At 67.6% G+C, this 22,357-nt stretch carries 20 protein-coding genes, 1 tRNA gene, 1 other RNA gene and 5 pseudogenes; 9 read left to right on the top strand and 18 right to left on the bottom strand.

From position 1 onward, the window contains the following. Positions 1-27 precede the first annotated feature (27 nt). The 12 genes and pseudogenes from ACHMWU_RS23990 to ACHMWU_RS24045 form a co-directional block, all read right to left on the bottom strand. Positions 28-1,050, bottom strand: a pseudogene (locus ACHMWU_RS23990) (aspartate-semialdehyde dehydrogenase). Continuing rightward, the gene (locus ACHMWU_RS23995; protein ID WP_396047806.1) at positions 1,047-2,342 is read right to left on the bottom strand and encodes an aspartate kinase; all 1,296 of its coding nucleotides are present in this window, start codon (positions 2,340-2,342) and stop codon (positions 1,047-1,049) included. The pseudogene ACHMWU_RS23990 and the gene ACHMWU_RS23995 overlap by 4 nt, the downstream one beginning before the upstream one ends. 114 nt (positions 2,343-2,456) lie before the next feature. Further along, positions 2,457-3,069: pseudogene (recR, locus tag ACHMWU_RS24000) on the bottom strand (recombination mediator RecR). Between the two features lie 122 nt (positions 3,070-3,191). Then, positions 3,192-3,731, bottom strand: coding sequence for a TetR/AcrR family transcriptional regulator (locus ACHMWU_RS24005; protein WP_396047808.1), 540 nt, complete (start codon positions 3,729-3,731; stop codon positions 3,192-3,194). After that, positions 3,728-4,342 carry an amidohydrolase family protein gene (locus ACHMWU_RS24010; protein WP_396047810.1) on the bottom strand — a complete coding sequence of 205 codons (615 nt, stop codon included), beginning with the start codon at positions 4,340-4,342 and terminating at the stop codon, positions 3,728-3,730. Before ACHMWU_RS24010 ends, ACHMWU_RS24005 begins: the two co-directional genes overlap by 4 nt. A 33-nt stretch (positions 4,343-4,375) precedes the next feature. Next, positions 4,376-5,536: an amidohydrolase family protein gene (locus ACHMWU_RS24015; protein WP_396047812.1), complete on the bottom strand. Its 1,161-nt coding sequence runs from the start codon at positions 5,534-5,536 to the stop codon at positions 4,376-4,378. Positions 5,537-5,579: 43 nt separating this feature from the next. Further along, a pseudogene (locus tag ACHMWU_RS24020) lies at positions 5,580-6,178 on the bottom strand (anthranilate synthase component II). A gap of 198 nt (positions 6,179-6,376) precedes the next feature. Beyond that, positions 6,377-6,670: pseudogene (locus ACHMWU_RS24025) on the bottom strand (aminotransferase class IV); the annotation flags it as partial. Beyond that, positions 6,565-7,467, bottom strand: a complete 903-nt coding sequence (locus ACHMWU_RS24030; protein WP_396047814.1) for a chorismate-binding protein — start codon at positions 7,465-7,467, stop codon at positions 6,565-6,567. The pseudogene ACHMWU_RS24025 and the gene ACHMWU_RS24030, both read right to left, overlap by 106 nt. A gap of 82 nt (positions 7,468-7,549) precedes the next feature. Next, complete coding sequence (locus ACHMWU_RS24035; RefSeq protein WP_396047816.1) at positions 7,550-8,275, bottom strand: chorismate-binding protein; 726 nt, start codon at positions 8,273-8,275, stop codon at positions 7,550-7,552. Further along, positions 8,253-10,229, bottom strand: a complete 1,977-nt coding sequence (locus ACHMWU_RS24040; protein WP_396047818.1) for a DNA polymerase III subunit gamma and tau — start codon at positions 10,227-10,229, stop codon at positions 8,253-8,255. Before ACHMWU_RS24040 ends, ACHMWU_RS24035 begins: the two co-directional genes overlap by 23 nt. A 3-nt stretch (positions 10,230-10,232) precedes the next feature. After that, positions 10,233-11,219: an alpha/beta hydrolase gene (locus ACHMWU_RS24045; RefSeq protein ID WP_396047820.1), complete on the bottom strand. Its 987-nt coding sequence runs from the start codon at positions 11,217-11,219 to the stop codon at positions 10,233-10,235. A 99-nt stretch (positions 11,220-11,318) separates the two neighbouring features. On the opposite strand from ACHMWU_RS24045, the gene ACHMWU_RS24050 reads away from it, so the two are divergent. From ACHMWU_RS24050 to ACHMWU_RS24070, 5 genes and pseudogenes are all read left to right on the top strand, one after another. Next, on the top strand, positions 11,319-12,623 hold the full coding sequence (locus tag ACHMWU_RS24050; RefSeq protein WP_396047822.1) for a threonine/serine exporter ThrE family protein: 1,305 nt from the start codon (positions 11,319-11,321) through the stop codon (positions 12,621-12,623). 57 nt (positions 12,624-12,680) lie between these two features. Beyond that, positions 12,681-13,331, top strand: a complete 651-nt coding sequence (locus ACHMWU_RS24055; protein ID WP_396047824.1) for a TetR/AcrR family transcriptional regulator — start codon at positions 12,681-12,683, stop codon at positions 13,329-13,331. Between the two features lie 64 nt (positions 13,332-13,395). Beyond that, on the top strand, positions 13,396-14,562 hold the full coding sequence (locus ACHMWU_RS24060) for an acyl-CoA dehydrogenase family protein (RefSeq protein WP_396047826.1): 1,167 nt from the start codon (positions 13,396-13,398) through the stop codon (positions 14,560-14,562). Position 14,563: 1 nt separating this feature from the next. Further along, a pseudogene (locus tag ACHMWU_RS24065) lies at positions 14,564-14,857 on the top strand (acyl-CoA dehydrogenase family protein); the annotation flags it as partial. A gap of 439 nt (positions 14,858-15,296) precedes the next feature. Next, positions 15,297-15,710 carry an acyl-CoA dehydrogenase family protein gene (locus ACHMWU_RS24070; protein WP_396049194.1) on the top strand — a complete coding sequence of 138 codons (414 nt, stop codon included), beginning with the start codon at positions 15,297-15,299 and terminating at the stop codon, positions 15,708-15,710. A gap of 67 nt (positions 15,711-15,777) precedes the next feature. Here ACHMWU_RS24070 and ACHMWU_RS24075 read toward each other — a convergent pair whose 3' ends face one another. Continuing rightward, on the bottom strand, positions 15,778-16,425 hold the full coding sequence (locus tag ACHMWU_RS24075) for a TetR/AcrR family transcriptional regulator (protein WP_396047828.1): 648 nt from the start codon (positions 16,423-16,425) through the stop codon (positions 15,778-15,780). An 82-nt stretch (positions 16,426-16,507) separates the two neighbouring features. Between ACHMWU_RS24075 and ACHMWU_RS24080 the strand changes: the two genes are divergently transcribed. After that, positions 16,508-17,800, top strand: a complete 1,293-nt coding sequence (locus ACHMWU_RS24080) for an MFS transporter (RefSeq protein WP_396047830.1) — start codon at positions 16,508-16,510, stop codon at positions 17,798-17,800. 354 nt (positions 17,801-18,154) lie between these two features. Here the strand turns inward: ACHMWU_RS24080 and ffs are convergent. Next, positions 18,155-18,251, bottom strand: an RNA gene (ffs, locus tag ACHMWU_RS24085) — signal recognition particle sRNA small type. An 82-nt stretch (positions 18,252-18,333) separates the two neighbouring features. On the opposite strand from ffs, the gene ACHMWU_RS24090 reads away from it, so the two are divergent. Further along, a tRNA-Ser gene (locus tag ACHMWU_RS24090) sits at positions 18,334-18,419 on the top strand. Positions 18,420-18,578: 159 nt separating this feature from the next. Here the strand turns inward: ACHMWU_RS24090 and ACHMWU_RS24095 are convergent. Further along, positions 18,579-19,043, bottom strand: coding sequence for a DsbA family protein (locus ACHMWU_RS24095; RefSeq protein WP_396047832.1), 465 nt, complete (start codon positions 19,041-19,043; stop codon positions 18,579-18,581). Positions 19,044-19,367: 324 nt separating this feature from the next. Then, positions 19,368-19,916, bottom strand: coding sequence for a phosphatase PAP2 family protein (locus ACHMWU_RS24100; protein ID WP_396047833.1), 549 nt, complete (start codon positions 19,914-19,916; stop codon positions 19,368-19,370). Between ACHMWU_RS24100 and ACHMWU_RS24105 the strand changes: the two genes are divergently transcribed. Further along, positions 19,915-20,151: a hypothetical protein gene (locus tag ACHMWU_RS24105; protein WP_396047835.1), complete on the top strand. Its 237-nt coding sequence runs from the start codon at positions 19,915-19,917 to the stop codon at positions 20,149-20,151. The genes ACHMWU_RS24100 and ACHMWU_RS24105 overlap by 2 nt on opposite strands. Positions 20,152-20,299: 148 nt before the next feature. Here the strand turns inward: ACHMWU_RS24105 and ACHMWU_RS24110 are convergent, their stop codons facing one another. Both ACHMWU_RS24110 and ACHMWU_RS24115 read right to left on the bottom strand, forming a co-directional pair. Next, positions 20,300-21,019 carry a helicase HerA-like domain-containing protein gene (locus ACHMWU_RS24110; protein ID WP_396047837.1) on the bottom strand — a complete coding sequence of 240 codons (720 nt, stop codon included), beginning with the start codon at positions 21,017-21,019 and terminating at the stop codon, positions 20,300-20,302. Next, complete coding sequence (locus ACHMWU_RS24115) at positions 21,003-21,770, bottom strand: helicase HerA-like domain-containing protein (RefSeq protein ID WP_396047839.1); 768 nt, start codon at positions 21,768-21,770, stop codon at positions 21,003-21,005. Before ACHMWU_RS24115 ends, ACHMWU_RS24110 begins: the two co-directional genes overlap by 17 nt. A gap of 277 nt (positions 21,771-22,047) precedes the next feature. On the opposite strand from ACHMWU_RS24115, the gene ACHMWU_RS24120 reads away from it, so the two are divergent. Continuing rightward, positions 22,048-22,350 (top strand): type II toxin-antitoxin system VapB family antitoxin, encoded by a 303-nt coding sequence (locus tag ACHMWU_RS24120; protein WP_396047841.1) that lies wholly within the window; start codon positions 22,048-22,050, stop codon positions 22,348-22,350. Positions 22,351-22,357 lie beyond the last annotated feature (7 nt).

The raw sequence follows: 22,357 nt of genomic DNA on the forward strand, positions 1-22,357 counted from the left end.
TACTGATGTGATGACGTCCGGGGTGGGTCAGACGAGCAGCTCGGCGATCTGGATCGTGTTGAGCGCCGCACCCTTGCGGAGGTTGTCGCCGCTGACGAACAGCGTGAGCCCACGGCTGCCGTCGACGCTGGAGTCTTGGCGGATGCGACCGACCAGGCTCGGGTCGGCTCCCGCAGCCTGCAACGGTGTCGGGACATCGACGAGCTGCACGCCGGGCGCAGCCGCGAGCAGCTAGTCGCACGAGCGACGGTCAGCTCGCTGGCGAACTCGACGTTGATCGACAACGAGTGGCCCGTGAACACCGGCACACGCACGCAGGTGCCCGAGACGCGCAGCTCGGGGATGTGCAGGATCTTGCGCGACTCGTTGCGGAAGCTTCTGCTCCTCGTCGGTCTCGAACGAGCCGTCGTCGACGACCGATCCGGCCATCGGCAGGACGTTGAACGCGATCGGTGCGACGTAGACGGCCGGATCGGGGAACGTCACAGCATTTCCGTCGTAGGCCAGCGCGTCTGCCTTGTCGATGACCGCCGACGCCTGTCCGTGCAGCTCGCGGACGCCGGCGATGCCGGAACCCGAGACGGCCTGGTAGGTGCTGACGACCAGTCGAACCAACCCGGCCTCGTCGTGCAACGGCTTGAGCACCGGCATCGCAGCCATCGTCGTGCAGTTGGGGTTGGCGATGATGCGACGGTGCGCGAGCGCGATGTCCTCGGGGTTGACCTCGCTGACGATCAGCGGGATCTCGGGATCTTTGCGGAACGCCGACGAGTTGTCGACGACCATGGCGCCAGCCTCGGCGAACCGCGGCACCTGGGCGCGCGACGTCGTGGCGCCGGCGGAGAACAGGGCGATGTCGATGCCGGAGAGATCGGCGACGTCGGCGTCCTCGATGACGATCTCCTCGCCGCGGAACGGCAGGGTCTTGCCGGCCGAGCGCGGGGACGCGAAGAAGCGGACCTTGTCGGCCGGGAAGTTGCGCTCCTCGAGGATGCTGCGCATCGCGACGCCGACCTGACCAGTCGCGCCGACCACTGCCAGACAGGTCATCGTCCGGTACCTCCGTACACAACGGCCTCGACCTCGTCTGTGCCGAGATCGAACGCTGCGTGGGCAGCATTGACCGCAGCATCGACGTGCGCCTCTGCCACGACGACCGAGATGCGGATCTCCGACGTCGAGATCATCTCGATGTTGACACCGACATCGGCCAGCGCGCGGAAGAACTTCGCAGTGATACCGGGCTCGGAGCGCATGCCCGCACCGACGATCGAGACCTTGCCGACGCTGTCGTCGTACTGCAGACGCTCGTAGCCGACCTCGTCCTTGAGCCGGGCCAGCGCCGTCATCGCGGTCTGTCCGTCGTCGCGCGGCAGCGTGAACGAGATGTCGGTCAGGTTCGTCGCAGCGGCAGACACGTTCTGGACGACCATGTCGATGTTGATCTGCGCATCGGCCAGGGCCTGCAGGATTGCAGCTGCGAAACCGATCTTGTCGGGCACGCCGACGACCGTGATCTTCGATTCGCTGCGATCGTGTGCGACGCCGGAAATGATGGCCTGTTCCACAGTGCCCCCTTCATCGGTGCGGTCTTGCTGGATGACGTCCTCGGCCTTGACGACCCAGGTGCCTGTCTTGTCGGAGAACGACGACCGAACGTGGATCGGCATGTCGTTGCGGCGGGCGTACTCGACGCAGCGCAGGTGCAGGATCTTGGCGCCGTTGGCGGCCATCTCGAGCATCTCCTCGTAGGAGATGCGCGGGATCTGTCGGGCGTTCGGCACGATCCGAGGATCGGCGGTGAAGATGCCGTCGACATCGGTGTAGATCTCGCACACGTCGGCGTTGAGCGCCGCGGCCAGGGCGACAGCGGTCGTGTCGGAGCCGCCGCGACCCAGCGTCGTGATGTCCTTGGTCGTCTGCGACACGCCCTGGAAGCCCGCGACGATCGCGACTGCGCCTTCTTCGAGGGCAGCCTCGATGCGGCTGGGGGTGACGTCGATGATCTTGGCCCGGCCGTGCTCGGAGTCGGTGATGACACCGGCCTGCGAGCCGGTGAACGAGCGCGCCTCCTGGCCGAGGTTGCCGATCGCCATGGCCAGGACAGCCATGCTGATCCGCTCACCGGCGGTCAGCAGCATGTCGAGCTCGCGCGCTGCGGGCAGCGGCGAGACCTGGTTGGCGAGATCGATCAGATCATCGGTCGTGTCGCCCATCGCGGAGACCACGACGACGACGTCGTGACCGGCCTTCTTGGTGGCGACGATGCGTTGGGCGACCCTCTTGACGCTGGTGGCGTCGGCGACCGAGGAGCCACCGTACTTCTGGACGACAATGCCCACGGTTCTGTCCTACCTGGTGGTGACGTACGAATGCGCGACGCTGCGCTCACCTGAGTCTAGCGGTTGGGTCGTACCGACATACCAGCGATCCTGCCGATGGACATCGAGATGCGGTCAGCTGCGGGTGACAGCCGAGCCGATCGTGGTCCGACCCTCGAAGGCACGTCCCAGGGTCAGCCGTCGGCGTACTCGAGGTCGCCGCCGACCGGCAGGCCGCTGGCCAGCTTGCTGACGCGCAGGCCGTACGGCGACAGCATCCGGATCAAGTAGGTCGCGGTGGCCTCGCCCTCGAGGTTGGGGTCGGTCGCGATGATGACCTCGGTGACGGCGCCATCTTGCAGCCGCTGGAGCAGCTCTTTGATGCGCAGCTGGTCGGGCCCGACGCCGGCAATCGGCGAGATGGCCCCGCCCAGGACGTGATAGCGGCCGCGGAACTCGCGGGTCCGCTCGATCGCGACGACGTCCTTGGACTCTTCGACGACGCACAGCACGGCAGGATCGCGGCGAGGATCGGCGCAGATCCGGCACTCGGTGTCGACCGTGACGTTTCCGCAGGTCGAGCAGAAGTGGACCTTGGCCTTGACCTCGAGCAGGGTTGCGGCGAATCGTCGGACGTCTTCGGGGTCGGCGTCGAGCAGGTGGAACGCGATGCGTTGCGCGCTCTTGGGACCGATGCCGGGCAATTGCCGAGCTCATCGATCAGATCCTGAATCACACCGTCATACATAGGTGTTCAGGGTATGCCGTCAGGTCTGGGGCGGTGCGCCCGACTCGCCCCCGGCTGACGCCTCGAACAACGGCTGCCCCTCCAGGATGCGGACAGGCTGCTCGATGCGGAGGTCTTCCTGCTCAGGGTGGGGGGTGGAGCGTCGCCGCGAGCGCTTCACCGTCGAGCAGGTGCACGACGCCCAGGATCATGGTGTCGAGCTCGACCTCGGACATCGTCGTGGACAGCGGCAGCGCGCGGCCGAGCTCGATGATCTCGTCGTGGTACCGGGCCACCATGGGTGCCAGACGCACGTGCAGATCGGCATCGGTGCGAGCCGCGACGAGCAGCTCGTACCAGGCCGCGTTGATCGGTGCCCTGGTCGCACGGCGCAGCAGCCGGATGACCTCGGCGAGGTCGAACTGCGTCATCTGCTCCAACGCTGCGCGAAAGTCGACCAGCTGGCGCGCCCGCACCCCGTCGGCGGCGGCGACGATGACGTCGAGGCGCGACTCGAAGTGCCGGAACAGCCCGCCTTGTGAGATGCCGGCCCGGCGGGCGATCTCGTTGGTCGTCGTCCTCGCGTACCCGATCTCACCGAGGGCGTCGACGGTGGCTTCGACTACTGCGGTGACCGTGGCCTCGCGGCGTGCTGCCTGGGTGCGGCGAGGGGGTGTCGTCACAGCGCCAAGTCTGCCACCGTCTGATCGAGGCGACGGACCGGTGCGACAGTTCCGCGCGCTTCGCCGGCTCGCAGGAACCGCCCGGTGCCGAGCGTGCGACCGAAACCGTCCACGAACTCTCCGCGCCGGAAGACCAGCTCACCCGACACGATCGTCGCCGCCACGGCCTCGTCGTTGCGGTTGACCATTCGGCTCATGTGGCCGAACTCGGCGATCGGCGCCTCGTGATAACCGTCAACGGCATCGCTCAGGCCGGCCGGGTCGATCACGACGATGTCTGCCCGGTCGCCGACCTCGATCCGTCCGGCGTCGATGCCGTAGAAGTCGCCTAGCTCGCCGGTCAGCTTGTGGACTGCCTTCTCGACCGTCATGAACGGACGCGGCTTCGACTGGGCCTGGTGGACTCGGTTCAGCAGCCGCACACCGAAGTTGTAGAACGCCATGTTGCGCAGGTGCGCGCCGGCATCGGAGAAGCCGATCGTGACGCCAGCGGCGTTGATGCGGCTTGTCCTGGACCTCGGGGCGGGTGTTGGCGATACCGGTGGTCCAGCGCAGCCGGGTGCCGTGCTCGACGACGAGGTCGAGATAGCAGTCGACGGGGTGCACCCCACGATCGCGTGCGACCTGGCCGATCATCATGCCGATCAGCGACTCGTCGGGGCACTCGGTGATCTCGGCGTCGTCGAAGTCACGGTGCCAGACCCGCGGCGAGAAGCGCTTGTCGAAGTCGCGCCGGAACCATCGGCGGTACGACTCGTCGCTGAGCAGCCGTTGCGACCCATCTCCTCCCTCAGGTGCAGCGCCTCACGGCCGGAGCCAAACTCTTCGAACACGACCAGGTCGATCCCGTCGGCCCACACCCGGAACGTCGTCGGCAGGTGCTGCCACGTGAATCGTCCGCGACCCAGCGAGTTCGCGATGAACGCCAGCGGCGCGAAGATGTGGCGCACCCACGGCTCAGCCTTGGTGTCGGCGGCAGACAGCAACGACACCCGCAACGACTTGCGGCCCAGGCCGGTCGAGGTGGCGAGGTAGAACGCGACGTCGTACTTCTTGTTCAGGTTGGGGACGCCCTGCAGCACACGATTGCGTCGCCGCAGCACGCGGCTGACGCCACGGAACTCCTTCCAGCTCGCATAGGTCGACGGCAAGGAGCGTGACCGGTAACGGTCGCCGTCGAGCTTGTCCCACGGGTTCGTCATGGTCGAGACGCCCAAGAATCCGGCGTCCAGCGCATCTTCGAGGCGCCGTTCGATCTCGCCCTGCTCGGCCCTGGTCGCCTTGTGCTCCGGATCGGTCGCGCGGCCCATCCCCATGACGCTGGCTCGGACGTCGGAATGGCCGACGAACGAGGCAATGTGCGGGCCGAGCGGCAGCTGTTCGAGGGCGTCGACCCAGCCCTGCGGGGTGTTCCACGTCTTGGCCTCGGTCATCGATGCCAAGACGTGCTCGCGCGGCAGCGCCTCGACACGGCTGAACAGGTCGGCGACGTCGAGCGCCGAGGAGTAGACCGCCGAGATCGAGCAGTTGCCGACGAAGACCGTGGTCACACCGTGCCGCACCGACTCGTTGAGTCCTGGCGCGACCTGCACCTCGGCGTCGTAGTGGGTGTGGGCGTCGACGAATCCGGGCATGACCCACTGTCCGGTCGCATCGACGACGCGGGTGCCGGGGCCGACTACCAGCGGATCGGCGCTGACGGCGACCACCTTGCCGTCCTTGACGCCGACGTGGGCGAGTCGGCCTGGTGCACCCGAGCCGTTGAAGTACGTTCCGCCGCTGATCACCAGGTCGAGCTCGCTCATGTGGCCTCCGTCACATCCAAGATGGACTCAACATAGCGAGTACCTACTCGCTAAGTCCATAGCCCTCGGGCGAGCGGGACAAGAAGTTCTGGAGCATCTCGTGACCCCGGGTCGTCAGGATCGACTCTGGATGCATCTGCACGCCCTCGACGGGATGCGTGCGGTGCCGGACGCCCATGACGACTCCTGAGGCCGTGTGCGCCGTGGCCTCGAGCTGAGCAGGCAAGGACGTCGGATCGATCACCAACGAGTGATAGCGCGCGCAGACCATCGGGGTCGGCAGCCAGGCGAAGACCCCCTGCCCGTCGTGGTGGATCAAGGACGGCTTGCCGTGCACGACCTCGTCGGCTCGCACGACCGTCGCGCCGTAGACCTCGCCGATCGCCTGATGACCAAGACACACCCCCAAGGTCGGGGTCGTCGGCCCGAGCTGGCGAATCGCCTCCATGCTGATGCCGGCATCAGCGGGCGTCCCCGGACCCGGCGAGACGATCAGGTGGGTGAAGTCACCGCGACGTCGGGCCGCCACCAGCCGTCGACCGTCACGGCATCGTTGCGGACCACCTCGGCCGAGGCGCCGAGCTCGCCGACGTACTGCACGAGGTTGTAGACGAAGGAGTCGTAGTTGTCGATGAACAGCACCTTGGCGCGGGCACTCACCCCCGTCGGCGGTGCGCTGGCGTCGAGCTGGGCAGACGCCGTGGACGCTGCTGCACCGCCCAGGACGAGGGAGCGCAGCCAGGACGTCGTCCGACCGACCGGCCAGGTGCCGACGCCGCCGCACGAGACGATCGGCACGACGCCGCGCAGCGAGTTGGTCACGAAAACCTCGGTGGCTGACGCCAGATCAGCCACCGTCAGACGGCGTTGGAACACCGGGATGCCGACGTCGCGCAGCGTCTCGATGATGCGTGACCGCATGACCCCCGGCAGGATCCGGCCGTCAGCAGCCGGCGTCAGGACACCGTCGTCGTGGACGAGGAAGATGTTGGCTCGGGCCGTTTCGAGCAGCGAGCCGTCATCGGCGATCAGCACCAGGTCGTCATCGGCTGGGCCGTCGTGCCGCACGCTCCCCGGTCGATCCACTTGTGCTGGCCGAGCCCCGCCGAGAGGATCCGCGGCGTGAGCGTCCACTGAGCGACGTCATCGCCGATCGGACGGGTCGACATCGTCACGGTCACGTCGGTACCGGTCGGAACCGCGTCGACGCGCAGTCGGTATCGCCCCACCAGGCCGGCGGCCCGGCGCATCACCGCGTCGTCGAGACCAGCCCTGATCGTGCTGCCGTAGACCGCCCGGACGCTCGCATCGAGCCGGGCCAGGTGCGCGTCGAGATCGGCGACAACCCCGTCGACCACCAGCATCGTGTCGAAGATGCCCTGCGCCTCGTCGACCGTCGCCACGTGCGGCGGGCTCGCCACGACCTTCGCCACGTCGGGCGACGGCTCGGCGACCAGGCCGAGCCGTCCGCCGATCGCCTCGATCAAGGGACGGGCCTTGACCAGGCACTCGGCGTACTCGCCCTGGGGGGTCGAGTCGGCCACGACCCCGCCGCCGACGCCCAACCACACCGTGTCGATCGCTGGTCCTGCGCCGCTGGACGAGAACTCGAAGGTCCGGATCACGACGTTGAGCTCGAGCCCAGCGGCAGGGCTGACATGGCCGATGGCCCCGGTGTAGGCCTCACGTCCCGTGGCCTCGAGCTGGTTGATGATCTCCATCGCCCGCACCTTCGGCGCGCCCGTCACCGACCCCGGCGGGAACGTGGCCCGCAACAGGTCGGAGTCGCGCACACCTCGTCCCAGGTGTCCCACGACGTCAGAGACCAGGTGCCAGACCGCGTGCTTCTCGGCCCGGTTGATCGCGGGCACCCGCACCGAGCCCGGCACACTGACCCGACCCAGGTCATTGCGCATGAGGTCGACGATCATGATGTTCTCGGCCCGGTTCTTGGCCGATGCGACGAGCCGGCCGGATCGCTGTCGAGCGGTGCGGTGCCCTTGATCGGCGAGCTCAGCACCTCGTCACCGGTGCGACGCAGGAACAGCCGGGCGACAGGCTCACGAGCGCACCCTCAGGGCTCGACACGTAGGCGGCGTACGCCGGACGAAGACGCTGCACCCCGGCACAGAAGACGTCGAGCGGGTCACCCTCGAACGGCGCCTCGAGCCGCGTGCACAGATTGGCCTGGAAGATGTCGCCAGCCCGAATGTGCTCGAGGACCGCTTGCAAGGCTGCCCGATGCTCGTCGGGCGAGGGTGTCATCTCGAACGTGCCGACGTCGTACGACTGCGCAGGCTCAGCTGCTCCTGCCAAGTTCGCCAGGATCTGCTCGTCGCGCTGCTCGTCGCGGTTCAGCGACTCGAACCACCAGACCCCGTCGGTCAGTCGGAGCACGTGGTCGTAGAACGCCAGACGATGATCGGGCTGCGGGCCGGGGCGGCGGGGGGCCGGCGGAAGATCTTCTATCAACCGTCCCAGCTGGTAGCCCCAGGCACCGATCCACCCTCCGCCGAACCCGGCAACCTCGGGCGGAGACGGATCGAGATCGATGCCGTCGAACGGATCACCGTCGAGCACCTCGATCGGGTCGAAGGCGATCAACGCCTCGCCGTGGTGCCAGGCGCCGATCAGCGCGACCAGCCGGTCACGGCCCCGAAAGCGACGCAGCACGTCGAGCGGATCGGCATCGCAGTCGAGCCGACGCCGGATCAGCTCACCCGTGCGGGGTCTCGTCAATGACCTGAGCTCCCAGCTCACGACTCAGGAGCAGCTCGGGATCGACGACCTCGAAGTCGACGACCGGATCATTGCGGTCAGCGGAGTCGTCGGGATTCTCCCGCGTCTCGGGCGAGTGCTGCTCCCGCATCGCCTGACGCACCGAGTCGGGGACGGCGACCGGCGCGGACGGCGGCGGAGCCTGAGGCGGTGGCATCGACTCGGGCGGAGCCTCCTGCACGTCGGGAACACCCGGACGCGCACTCGGGTCGACGATCGCCTCGATCCGCCAGGTGACGCCCAGTACCTCTTGCAGGGCCTTCTGGACGTACTCGGCTGATCCGCTGTTGACGAAGGAGTCACGTGCGCCGGCGTTGACCAGCGCGATGGTCAGGACGTTTCCGTCGAGACCCATGACCTGGGCGTTCTGGCTGAGCATGATCCAGGCGAACCGCCGCATGTCGCGGATCTTGTCGAGGATCTCGGGCCACAGGCGTCGCACGTCGGCGATCGTCATGGTGCCGGGCGGGGCCGCGGCCTCGACCCTCGGGCCTGCCTGCTGGATCGGCGGAGCAGGCTCAACCGGCGGAGTCGGCTCGACCGGCGGACTCGGCTCGACCGGCGCGGCACGCTCGACCGGCGGACTCGGCTCGACCGGCGGGACTTCGACAGGCTCCACCGATGGGGCCGGCTCAGGCGGCAGGCTCGGCTCAGCCTGCGGGGCCTCGCTCCTCGAGCTTGTCGTAAGGACCGGGGCCGGGACGGACTCGACCCCACCCATCGACAGGCGACGTTCGACCCGGTCGAGCCGGGCCTGGAAGCCCTGCGTCGAGTTGTCGGCGCCGGGAACCAGGATGCGTGCGCACATCAGCTCGAGCAGGAGCCGCGGGGCCGTCGCGCCGCGGAACTCCATCAGCGCCGCGTTGACGATGTCGGCGGCGCGGGTCAGCTCGGACGGCCCGAAGCCGTTGGCCTGGGCCACGAGGCGTTCGGCCCGGTCACCGGGGACGTCGAGCAGTCCCTTGTCGAGGGCGTCGGGCACAGCCGCGACGATCACCAGGTCACGCAGCCGCTGCAGCAGGTCTTCGGCGAACCGGCGGGGGTCTTGACCGGTCTCGATGACCTTGTCGACGACGCCGAAGACAGTCGAGCCGTCACTGGCGGCGAAGGCGTCGATGGCCTCGTCGAGCAGCGAGTCGGGCGTGTAGCCGAGCAGCGCGACGGCCAGGTCGTAGGTCACGCCGTCGGGGCCCGCGCCGCCGAGCAGCTGGTCGAGGACGCTCAACGTGTCTCGCACCGAGCCCTGACCGGCACGCACCACGAGCGGCAGAGCCGTCGGCGCCAGCGCGACGCCTTCAGCCTGGCACAGCTGCAGCAAGTAGTCGCCAAGCGCCTTCGGCGGCACGAGCCGGAACGGGTAGTGGTGCGTGCGGGAGCGGATCGTGCCGATGACCTTGTCGGGCTCGGTCGTGGCGAAGATGAACTTCAGGTGCGGCGGCGGCTCTTCGACGAGCTTGAGCAGGGCGTTGAAGCCCTGCGGGGAGACCATGTGGGCCTCGTCGATGATGTAGACCTTGTAGCGGCTGTTGACCGGCGCGAAGAACGCCCGCTCGCGCAGGTCGCGCGCATCGTCGACACCGCCGTGGCTGGCCGCATCGATCTCGATGACGTCGATGCTGCCCGGCCCGCCGCGCGCCAGGTCGCGGCACGACTGGCACTCGCCGCACGGATCGGCGATGGGGGCCTTCTCGCAGTTGAGCGCCCGCGCGAGGATGCGCGCGCTGGTGGTCTTGCCACAGCCGCGCGGTCCCGAGAACAGGTAGGCATGGTTGACCCGGTTGCCGGCCAGAGCATGTCGCAGCGGGTCGGTGACATGCTCCTGACCGATCACCTCGGCAAAGGTCTCGGGCCGGTAGCGGCGGTACAGAGCGAGGGGAGCATCCACACCGTAGAGACTATCGACCGTGGCCGACACTGCCTACGTCGCGAGCAATCTCGATGCCCGCAGCCACGTGTCGACAGCCTGGTAGGAGGCTTTGCGGGCCTCGTCCTTGGAGATGAAGACGTCATGGCGTGCGCCCTCGATCGGCACGACGGTCGTCGCGTCGCCGAGGCATCCGGCCCAGCGGGCGATCTGCCGGACGTCGAGCACCGCGTCGGCGTCGTCGACCTCTGGGGAGTACGCGCTCGCGAACTTGCTCTTGGTGGAGCGCAGGACCAACGAGGGGACGCCGATGTCGAGGCCCCGGTGGAGCTGCGCCTGTCCACGCCGCACGGCGGTCAGCCAGCCGTACGAGACGGGGAAGCCGTTGAGCGGCTTGTAGACCGTGTTGAACTCCCACTCGCCATGCGCGCTGACGTGCAGGCTCGTGCCGTACGCATCGGATGGCGGAAGCTTGATGATGTCCTTGGGCCTGACCCTGGCGATCGCCTCGATCGCTTTCGTGCCGATCGTGCGCATCCATGGCTTGCCCTGCAGATCGAACCACGGGCTGTTCAGCACGAGGCCCGCGATGCCGGCCCCCTTTGAGCCACCGGGACGTCGGTTGAGCCGATCGAGCCACAACGGCAGGATCAGCCCGCCAGTCGAGTGCGCCGACAGCAGCAGGGGCTTGCCGCCGGTCTCGGCACGGATGATCTTCAACGACTCGTCGAGCTCGCGGTCGTACAGGGCGAGGTCGGAGACGTAGTGGCCCATCTGACCGGGGCGACGCGAACGCCCGCACTTGCGCAGGTCGAGCGCGTAGAAGGCGAACCCGCGCTCGGTGAAGAAGTCGGCCATCTCGGTCTGGAAGAAGTAGTCGCTGAACCCGTGCACGTAGAGCACGGCGGCCTCGACCGTCTCGGGCGGAGTCCGACGGACCAGCGTCGCCTCGATCGTCCCTTCGCCGTCGGGGTCGTCACCCAACGCGATGGTGTGCTGCTCGTAGTCGCCGCCGAGCTCGTCGGATACCCACGTGACCATGCGATTGCCTCCGTCATTGCAAGAACGTCACGGCGAGCGTACGCCCCTGCGCGTACCGGCGGGATTGCTTCTCACCGGTTCGCCTCCATAGTGGGGGGTGTGACTGACAGCCCTACCGTGCACCGCACCCTCGACCTGGCCCTGCGCGTGGGCGAGATGCTGCTGTCGAACGGCGCAGGGGCCGCCGACGTCACCGCGACGATGTCGTCCATCACCCACCATCTGGGGCTGCGTCAGGCGATGGTCGACGTCACGTTCACCAAGCTGGAGATCTCCTACCAGTCGGCGTACGACCTGCCCGCGCACACCGTGGTGCGGCACGTGACGCATCGCGACACCGATTTCGAGGACCTGACCAACGTCGACCAGATCGTCGCCGACCTGCTGGCCGACCGGATCGACATCGACGAGGCGCGCACCCGGGTGGCCCGGATCGTGTCGACAGGCCACCACACCCCACGCTGGGCGGTCACGTCGGCTTGGGCGCTGATGGGTGCAGGTGTCGCGGTGCTGCTCGGTGGCGGCTGGGTCGTGGCCGTCATCGCGGCCTTCGCGGCGTGTGGCATCGAGGTCATCCAGCGCAAGCTCGCCCGCCGGCGGCTGCCCTTCTTCTACGCGCAGACGGCCGGAGGCATGTTCGCGACGCTGCTGGCCGTCGCGACCCAGGCCGCTGACGTCGACGTCGACCCTTCCCAGGTCATCACGGCGAGCATCGTGATGCTGTTGGCGGGTCTTGGCTTCATCGGCGCGATCCAGGACGCCTTGACGGGCTTCTACGTCACGGCGACGGCGCGCGTCCTCGAGGTGATGATCTCGACGGCGGGCATCATCGTCGGCGTCAGCGGCGGGCTGACGATCGGCCGGCTGCTGGGCGTCAACATCGCCCTCGACCCTGGCGTCATCGGCCTGGCTCGGCTGCCGCTCATGATCGCCGGTGCCGCCGTGGCCGCCGCGGCCTTCGCGTACGCCTCGTACGCCCCGGGCCGCACGTTGCTGCCGATCGCGGCCATCTCAGGCGCGGCGTCGACGATCTACCTGTTGCTCAACGAGCACGATGTCGGCCGCGCGTGGTCGGCCGCCGTGGCGGCGATCTTCATCGGCATGGTCGGCTTCACCGCCGCGACGTGGTGCCGGGTGCCGCCGCTGGTGCTCGTCGTCTCGTGCATCGTCCCGTTGCTGCCGGGCCTGTCGATCTACCGCGGACTCTCACTGCTCGCCGAGAACGATCTGGCCGGCATCCTCGCGATGATCACTGCTGCGGCGATCGCGATCTCCCTGGCCGCCGGTGTCATCCTCGGCGAGTTCATCGCCCAGCCCGTGCGCCGTGAGGCTCGACGCCTCGAGCAACGACTGGCCGGTCCCCGACTGGTCGGCCCGCTCCGCGCTCGGGCCAAGCGACGCTGAAAAACCGCTCCTCCGCGACATCTGCCGCGGCGAAAATACCTGACGTACGCTGAGCAGGTGACCGGCATCCAGGGGAAACGGGTGGGACGTCCGTCGTCCGGAAAGACCGCTGCGCGGCGCGCACAGCTGGCAGAGTCGGCTCTGATGACGCTCGGCGAGCTGGGATACGCCCGGACGAGCCTGCGGAACATCGCCGACAACTCCGATTTCTCGCACGGCGTCGTGCACTACTACTTCCGCGACAAGACCGACCTCATTGCCCACGGCGTCCGTCACTACAAGACGCAGTGCGCGACCCGCTACGACGAGATCATCGACACGGCGACCACCTCGGCCGAGCTCGGTCACCGCTTCCTCGACAAGCTCGGCGAGACGCTCGTGCACGACGACGCGATGCACCGCCTCTGGTACGACCTGCGCAACCAGAGCCAGTTCGACGAGGAGCTGCGCCGCGACGTGCTCGAGGTCAACCGACTGCTGGAAGACATGATCTGGCGCATCCTCTCGCGCTTCGCCGAGCTGCGCGACCAGCACGTGCTGGTCGACCGCGCTGTCGCCTACGCCACCTTCGACGGGCTGTTCCAGCAGGCCTTGCTGGCTCACTTCAACGGCGAGCTCACCGCCGCCGCCGACCTGAAGCGGCAGGTGGTCTCGCTGCTCGCGGTGCTTCTGGGATCCGAGGACGACCCGGGTACCGTGTGCAAGTAGTTGCAGAGGTGATAGACAAGTTACGCGCCAGTAGGCATCCCCTAGGAGACCCATGAGACTGCAGTTGTCAGACGAAGACGTCGCTTTCCGTGCGGAAATGCGTGAGTTCTTCACCACCAAGATTCCCCAGGACGTGCGCGACACGATCGCCGCGCGACGCGAGCTCTCCAAGGAGCAGATCGTCGCCTCGATGCAGGCGATGAATGCCGCCGGCATCGCGGTGCCCAACTGGCCCGTCGAGTGGGGCGGCAAGGACTGGACGCCGCTGCAGCGCCACATCTGGCACGAGGAGATGCAGCTCGCCGACGTCATGCCGCCGCTGGCGTTCAACGCCTCCATGGTCGGCCCCGTCATCGCGGCATTCGGCTCGCAGGAGATCAAGGAACGCTTCCTGCCCAAGACCGCGAACCTCGACATCTGGTGGTCGCAGGGCTTCTCCGAGCCCGACGCCGGATCCGATCTCGCCTCGCTGCGGACGACCGCGGTCCGCGAAGGCGACGAGTACGTCGTCAACGGCCAGAAGACGTGGACGACCCTCGGTCAGTACGGCGACTGGATCTTCACGCTCGTCCGCACCGATCCCGAGGCCAAGAAGCAGGCCGGCATCTCCTTCTTGCTGATCGACATGACGTCCCCGGGTCTGACCGTCCGTCCGATCGAGCTGATCGACGGCGGGCACGAGGTCAACGAGGTCTTCTTCGACAACGTCCGGGTGCCGGTCGGCAACCTCGTCGGCGAGGAGAACAAGGGCTGGGACTACGCCAAGTTCCTGCTCGGCAACGAACGAGTCGGCGTCGCCCCCGTCGGCTCGACCAAGCGGTCGCTGAGCCGGGCCAAGGACTTCGCCCGGACAGCCGGCGAGGGCGGCAGCTCACTGCTCGACGATCCGTTGATCTCGACCCGCTTCGTCGAGCTCGAGAACGACCTGCTGGCACTCGAGCTCACGGCACTGCGTGTCGTCGCACACTCGGCCGACGGCAAGCCCCACCCGGCTTCGTCGGTGCTGAAGCTGCAGGGCACCGTCCTGCAGCAGGCCGTCACCGAGCTGTGGGTCGACCTGGCCGGACCGAACGCGTTGGCGACCGGTGCCGGCGACGGATCGGACGTCCCCGACCTCGCGCGGGTCGCGACACCCAACTACCTGAACTTCCGCAAGGCGTCGATCTATGGCGGCTCCAACGAGGTGCAACGACAGATCATCGCCGGCACGATCCTGGGACTGAGGGGCTGACATGGATTTCACACTCGATGCAGAGCAGACAGCGCTTCGCGACGCCGTGCGATCGCTGCTGTCGAAGGCGTACGACTCCTCCGAGACCCGGCGAGAGGTCACCAAGACCGATCCGGGCTGGGACGAGAAGACGTGGCAGCGGCTCGCCGAGATGGGCGCCCTCGGGCTGCCGTTCGCCGAGGAGGACGGCGGCTTCGGTGCCGGGCCGGTCGAGGTGTCGATCGTGGCCGAGGAGATCGGGCGCGTCATCGCTCCTGAGCCGTATGTCGAGGCAGTCGTCCTCGCCGGCGGTCTCGTCGCGGCGGCCGGCACTGCCGAGCAGCGCGCCGAGATCATCGGCTCGCTGGCCGAGGGCACGCTGGTTCCGGCCTTCGCGCACACCGAGCCCCGCGCCCGCTACAACGAGTCAGCGAGCGGTGTCACGGCATCCACGTCGGGCGGCGACTGGACCCTGACCGGCGTCAAGGAGCCGGTTCTCGGCGGCGCGCGTGCCGACCTGCTGATCGTCAGCGCAGCGGTGACCGGCGGGACCGGGCTCTTCCTCGTCCAGCCTGACGCCGCCGGCCTGACACGCACGTCGTACACGACGTTCGACGGTGGCCGGGCGGCTCACGTCGCCTTCGACAGCACGCCCGCAGTGCCGCTCGGCGAGGCGGGGGCCAACCAGTCCGGCGTCATTGCCCGCCGTGATCGCGGAGGCTCAGGTCGCGTACGGTCACGAGTCGGTCGGCGCGATGCAGACTGCCCTGGAGACCACGACGGAGTACCTCAAGACGCGCAAGCAGTTCGGCGTCCCGCTCATGACGTTCCAGGCGCTGACGTTCCGTGCGGCCGACATGTACGTGTCGCTCGAGCTGGCTCGCAGCACCGTCACGTGGGCGACGCTGGTCCTGCTCGACGGCGGATCGGCCGACGACGCGATCGAGGCTGCGTCCCGGTCCAAGCTGCAGGTCAGCAAGGCCGGTCGCCACATCGGCCAGGAAGCGATCCAGCTGCACGGCGGGATCGGCATGACCGCCGAGTACAGCGTCGGCCACTACACGAGCCGGCTCACCGCGATCGATCACCTGCTCGGCGACGGTCGCTACCACCTGACGAAGCTCACCACGTCGCTGGACGACCACGCCGTGGTCGACCCCATGGCCTGATCGCTTGTAGCCCCACGATGTGGCGGGCTCAGCCCCCGCATCGCTCCTGAGCCCAGGTTTGGCGGAATCAACCCGCCGAATCTGGGCTCACTTGCGTCATGACGCCCTTGACGAAGATCTCGATCGCGGTCTCGTAGTAGTCGTCGGAGTCGCCGCACACGACCATCGACGGGGCAGCAGCCCGCAGCCGCGGGTAACGGTCGTCTGACAGCGACAGCAGCAGCGCGAGCTTGGCCTCGTGCGCCTCGTCGCGCTCGTCGGGCTTGACGGACGTCTCCGCACCGGGCTCGCCCACCACCAACGTCAGCGCGATCATCAGCGCGTAGTGCGCCACAGCGGAGGCCTTGTCGATCGGGAAGCCTGCCCCGACGAGCTTGTCGAGGGTGCACTCGGTGAGCTCGCGACCGGCCTCGGTCAGCAGCAGCCGCGCAGGAACCAGCGGCGTCGCATGCGGATGGGACCGCAGCACGTCGACGAGCGACGTCATGGCCTCACCGAGGTAAGCCTCGAGGTCGAGCGCCGGGTCGGGCAGCGCCAACCCCGCCACGACCGCATCGCCGACCGCATCGAGCAGCGCCTCCTTGTTGGAGAAGTGCCAGTACAGCGCCATGGGCGTCACGCCGAACTCGTCGGCGACTCTGCGGACCGTCAACGCATCGAGTCCCTGCTCGTCGACGATGCGCAGCGCGGTGGCCACGACGACGTCGGGATTCAAGGAGTTCTTCGTCTTCACGTTGACAACTATACGGCATATATGCTTCCTTTACGTTGTACATTTACAACGTAAAGGAGTGGTCATGGACGACCGCAGAAATATTTGGGCACTCGTGGCCGTCGCGCTCGCGACGTTCATGACCTACCTCGACAACAACATCATCAACGTCGCCCTGCCCGCCATCGAGCAAGACCTCGGCCTCACCACCGCTGGGATGGAATGGATCGTCAGCTCGTACATCCTGACCTTCGCCGGCCTGATGCTCGTGGGTGGACGTCTTGCCGACCTCGTCGGACGTCGTCGCATCTTCCTGATCGGGCTCGGCATCTTCACCGCCGCCTCGTTCGCCGCTGGCCTGTCCGGCAACGTCGAGACGCTGATCGCTGGTCGCGCGGTCCAAGGCGTCGGCGCTGCACTGCTGACGCCCACGACACTCGCGATCATCTCGGCGACGTTCACCGACAAGCGAGAGCGCAACGTCGCGGTCGGCATCTGGGGCGCTGTCAGCGCCCTCGCCCTCGCCGCCGGTCCTCTGCTCGGCGGAGTCCTGAGCGAGCACGTCGCCTGGGAGTGGATCTTCTTCATCAACGTGCCGCTGGGCATCGTCACCGCAGCGTTGGCCGTCTGGGCCATCTCGGAGTCGCGCGATCCGGTCGATCGCCGACTCGACCTCTGGGGACTCGTCGCCTCGACCATCTCGCTGTCGACCCTGACCTTCGCCCTGATCGAGGGCACCGGACGCGGCTGGACGTCGGCGCCGATCGTCACCGCGCTCGCGATCGCTGTCGTGACCGCCGCCTGGTTCGTGACCGTCGAGCGCCGCATCGAGCACCCCATGGTCGACCTCGGGCTGTTCCGCGACCGCGTGTTCTCGGGCGCCCTGGCCTCGCTGATGCTGTGGGCATTCGGCCTGTTCGGCATCTACTTCTTCACCTCGCTGTACCTGCAAGGCGTCCTGGGCTTCTCCCCCACCAAGGCCGGGCTGACGTTCGTGCCGATGGCGCTCTGCATGGCCGTCGCGGCAGCCACGTCCGAAGGAGTCGCCCGACGCTTCGGCGCGCACCGCTCGGTCAGCTTCGGCATGGGCATCATGGGGGTCGCGATCACGTCGGTGGCCTTCTTCGGCCAGGACGCCTCGATGCTCGACCTCATGCCCTCGTTCATCGCGATTGGCATCGGCGGCGGACTGACGATCCCGCTGACCGCGACGGTGCTCGGCATCATGCCGCAGGACCAAGCCGGAGTTGCCTCGGGTGTCTTCAACACCTCACGCGAGCTCGCCGGTCTGCTCGGCATCACGGTCATCGGCGTGATCCTCACGAGCCGCCAGGACTCCGTGCTGAGCGACGGCGGCCTACCCTGGACGCCTTCCTGAGCGGCTACCGTCTCGGACTCGTCGTCGCCGGAACGCTGGTCATGGCCGGAGCCGTCGCCTCGTGGGCGGCACTGCGCCGGGCCGAGAACGAGCCTGTCGTCAACGACGACGTCGTCCTCGCAGCCTGACCCTCCCCCGGGCGGTGGTTTTGTCAACCTCATCCGGCCGGGGCGGTGGATCCGCAACCTCATCCGCACCGGCCGGTGGCCCTGCAACCTCATTCGGGCCGACAAGGTTGATAAACCACCGCGCCGGGGGTCAGGCGGGCCGACAAGGTTGATAGACCACCACGCCGGGGGTCAGGCGGGCCGACAAGGTTGATAAACCACCGCGCCACGGTCGGGGCGGTGGGAATGCAAGGACCCCCCGCGTACCCGACAGAGACCACCGACCCTTGCTGCCTTCCGGCCCTGGGGGAGTTGAGTGATGTATCGCCACGCGAGGGGCTGCGACCATCATACGGAAGCGGGTGCAACGACCCAACGGGGAGTCCGATTGTCCGTCGCGATCAGGCAACAGGTAGCCTCGTCCACGGAGGATTCGCATAGTGGCCTAGTGCGCTCGCTTGGAAAGCGGGTTGAGTGAAAAGCTCTCAGGGGTTCGAATCCCCTATCCTCCGCCGCTAGTCGTGGAGCCGTGCTCGGTCTGGAACGCACCGGACCGAGCTGGTTCCCCGCACAGCCGAACCGGCGGAGGTCTACTCCGCCGCTACGCAAAGAGCCAGTGTCGGTCTGGAATCACAGACTGACGCTGGTTCTTCTGCATCCAGGCCCGTGCCTCAGGAGACAGCAGCGTCGATCGCGTCGTAGAACTGCTGCGTGGTCTCGGCGCGAAGCCGCTTCCCGTTGAGGAAGAACGTCGGGGTGCCGGTGACTCCGAGGTCGAGGCCGTCTTGGAAGTCTCGTTCGACCCGGTCGGCCACCGAGGCGCTGGCGACGTCGGTGTCGTACTGGTCGAGGTCGAGGCCGAGGTCTTGTGCGTACGTGCGGAACAGCTTGGCCTGCGACTCCTGCTGCTCGCCCCACTGCGACTGGGTCTCGTACATCCGGCTGTACATCTGCTCGACCTTTCCCTGGCGGGCTGCCGCCTCGACCGCGTGGGCGGCATTGCGGGAGTTCTTGTGCCCGTCGAGCGGGAAGTAGCGGATCGCGAAGGTGAGCTGGCCGTCGTACCGTTCGCGGAGGTCTTCGACGAACGAGTACGCGGCCAGGCATGACTCGCACTCGAAGTCGAGGAACTCCACGAGGGTCGCCTTGGCCTCGGGAACGTCGTCGAGCCGGTGGCTGTCGGCGCGGATCGTGGCTTGGCGGCTTCAGCGCCCTTGGGCGGCTCTGGCTTCGTGGCGACCTCGACGGCGACGACGACAGCGAAGACTGCGACGATCACGGCAACGACTGCACCGGTGACGACTTGTGGCCTGGTCAGGCTCCGCATGGGCGGTCCTCTCGACACGGACCGGGCTCACGCGCCACGATCTCTGGCCGCCAACCTACTCAGCGCAGGCAAACGCCACTGCCGACAAACTCCCAGCGCACCCACAGGCTCAGGGCAGACCGGTGCGACCAGGTCAGGTCAACGCAGGTTGCTCTTCAGGCTCGCCGGCCGGTGCACGACGCTCCCAGCCGACCATGACCACGAACGCCAGGAGCACGACGGCCCAGCCGACGATCGCGTCGAGGACCCAGTGGTTGCCGGTGCCGACGATGACGAACGCCATGATCGCGGTGTAGAGCAGGCCCAGCACCTGGACGATGCGCGGGGCGCCGGCCCGGATGAGCACGAGGGCGACCCACAGCGACCAGCCGGCGTGCAGGGACGGGAAGGCCGCCAGCTCGTTGGTGATGTTGCCCATGCCCTTGGGGGCGGACCCGTTCTGGCTCCACCAGCCGATGCCGGAGTTGAGGCTCAAGATGTCGTGGTAGCCGCCGACCAGACGTGGCGGAGCCGTCGGCATGAGCAGGTAGAACGTCAAGCCGATCACCGAGGCGAGCACGAGGGCACGGCGGGCGGTCAGGTACTCGACCGCGCTGCGCCGGAAGATCCAGATCAGCACCAGCAACGTCACGAGGTAGTGCGTCGTGGCGTACCAGCTTGCTGCCGACGGCGAGCCACTCATGGTGCAGGAACTGGTCGTTGAGCCACGACTCGACGTCGAACCGCCACGACCGCTCGAACGTCAAGATGTCGAGGGCACGGCCACGGGCAGGTGCGAACGCTGTCGAGGCGAAGGTACGGGTGATGCAGTAGGCGATGTAGAGGGCACCGATGAGGGCTATCTCGACGCCTGCGCGGCGTACTGCGGGCAGGGCTCCGGAGGCGCGCTCAACGACGGTGCGATGAGCCTGCTGTGATGTTTGAGCCACCACTCCTCCTGCTTCCCCTTCAGGCCCCTGCCTGACGGAAGGCGCCGCAGTGCGCCTTCTCAGTATTCATACTTACCTCATGCAACTCATACAGCAACCGCCAAAAGTATGAATTCATTCCCCAGGGTAGACATCGTCACCGACGTTTTCTGAACAGATTCTTGATCAGCTCGCGGGCCAGAGTCCGACTCGCCTCCCCGACAGCACGGTCGACCGGCGACATCCGACGCGATCGAGATGTGGTGCGCGAACCGGTGCGAGGCGTCTTGCGCGCTGCCTTGTCGAGCGCGTCTGCCTCTTGACGAAGGTGTTCGTCGTCCGCTGCTGCGGCGACCTGCTCGCCGAGGATCTCGCTGGCCGACCGGGGGTCGACGGCTGTGGCGTACTTCGTCAGCAGCGCAGACGCTGAGACCGCAGCCTCGATCTGGTCGACCGGCGTCGGGTCCATCGAGCCCAGGGGCGCTCGCAGCCTGGTCCAGGCGACCGGGGTGGGAGCGCCGCGGTCACTCATGACCGTCACGATCGCCTCACCGATGCCGAGCGAGGTCAGCACCTCTTCGAGGTCGTAGGCCGTGTGGGGGTAGGTCGAGACCGTCGCCTTCAGTGACTTGGCCGCATCGGGGGTGTGGGCACGCAGCTGGTGCTGGACCCGCGAGCCGAGCTGAGCCAGGACGTCGCTCGGGACGTCCTTGGGCGTCTGGGTCACGAAGAAGATGCCGACCCCCTTCGAACGGATGAGGCGGACAGTCTGGGTGATCGTCTCGAGGAAGTCGTCGGACGCGTCCGAGAACAGCAGGTGCGCCTCGTCGAAGAAGAACACGAGCTCGGGCTTGTCGGAGTCACCGACCTCCGGCAAGCTCCTTGAACAGCCGGTGGAGCAGGTACATCAGGAAGGTCGAGAACAGCGCCGGCTTGTCCTGCACACCCGGGACCTCGAGCAGCGACACGATGCCGCGGCCATCGGGGGCCGTCCGCAAGAAGTCGGCGACCTCGATCTCGGGCTGGCCGAAGAACTGGTCGGCACCTTGGTCGGCGAAACACGATGGCTCGCGCAGGATCACCCCGACCGTGGACGTCGACACCCCGCCGAGCGCTTTCAGCTCGTTCTTGCCCTCAGCGCTGGTCAAGTGAGTCAGGACGGCGCGCAGGTCGGCGAGGTCGACCAGCGGGAGCGAGGCATTGCGCGCGTAGTGGAACACCAGGCCGAGCGATGACTCCTGGGTGCCGTTGAGACCCAGCACCTTGGCCAGCAGCGTGGGCCCGAAGTCGTCGATCGTCGCCCGCACCGGCAGACCCGCGCCGATGCCGCCGAGCGCGAAGTACTCCGTCGGTGAGGCCATCGGCTGCCAGTCCTGCCCGATGCTCCGGGTGCGTTCGAGCAGCTTGTCGCTGCTGGTGCCCGCCGTGGCGATACCGGACAGATCGCCCTTGATGTCGGCGGCAAACACCGGCACCCCGTGCGCCGCGATCTGCTCGGCCATGACCTGCAGGGTCTTGGTCTTTCCGGTGCCGGTCGCGCCGGCGATCAGTCCGTGTCGGTTGAGCATCGCGAGCGGGATGCGGATCTGCGCCTCGGGCACCGGCTCGCCGTCGAGCAGCGCGCCCATCTCGATCGCCGCACCCTCGAAGGCGTATCCGGAGCGGGACGAGCTGAACGATCTCGCTGGGCGCTGCAGGTGCTGCGGATGTCTGCCCAGCCGCGTTCTCTGCCGCGTTCTCGGCTGCGGCGGCGAGCTCGTCGGCCCGTTTCTGGGCCGCGACCGCTGCGGCCTGCGCTTCTGCAGCGACTCGGGCGGCCTCGTCGGCGGCAGCCTGGGCGTCATCGCTCGCGGTCATGGGCTCAGGCTACCGCCGCTCTCACAGACGTCTGTCTAGACTGACCAGGTGATCTTTCGGAGGGTGAGCGACGGGCGTCCCTATCCCGACCACGGATTGTCTCAAAGCGCGTGGGCGGAGATATCGCCGTCTCAGGTGCGGCTCGACGACCTGACCACGACCAAGACCCAGCTCGATCTCGAGCATCTGCTCGACGACGACTCCACCTACTTCGGTGACCTGTTCGCCCATGTCGTCAGCTGGCAGGGCGAGCTGTATCTCGAGGACGGTCTGCACCGTGCGCTCCGAGCGGCCCTCCAGCAGCGCAACATGCTTCACGCCCGGGTTCACTCGATCGGCCGACACGCATGAACAAGCC

The sequence above is a fragment of the Aeromicrobium sp. UC242_57 genome (genome assembly GCF_044452305.1).
Classification (GTDB): Bacteria; Actinomycetota; Actinomycetes; order Propionibacteriales; family Nocardioidaceae; genus Aeromicrobium.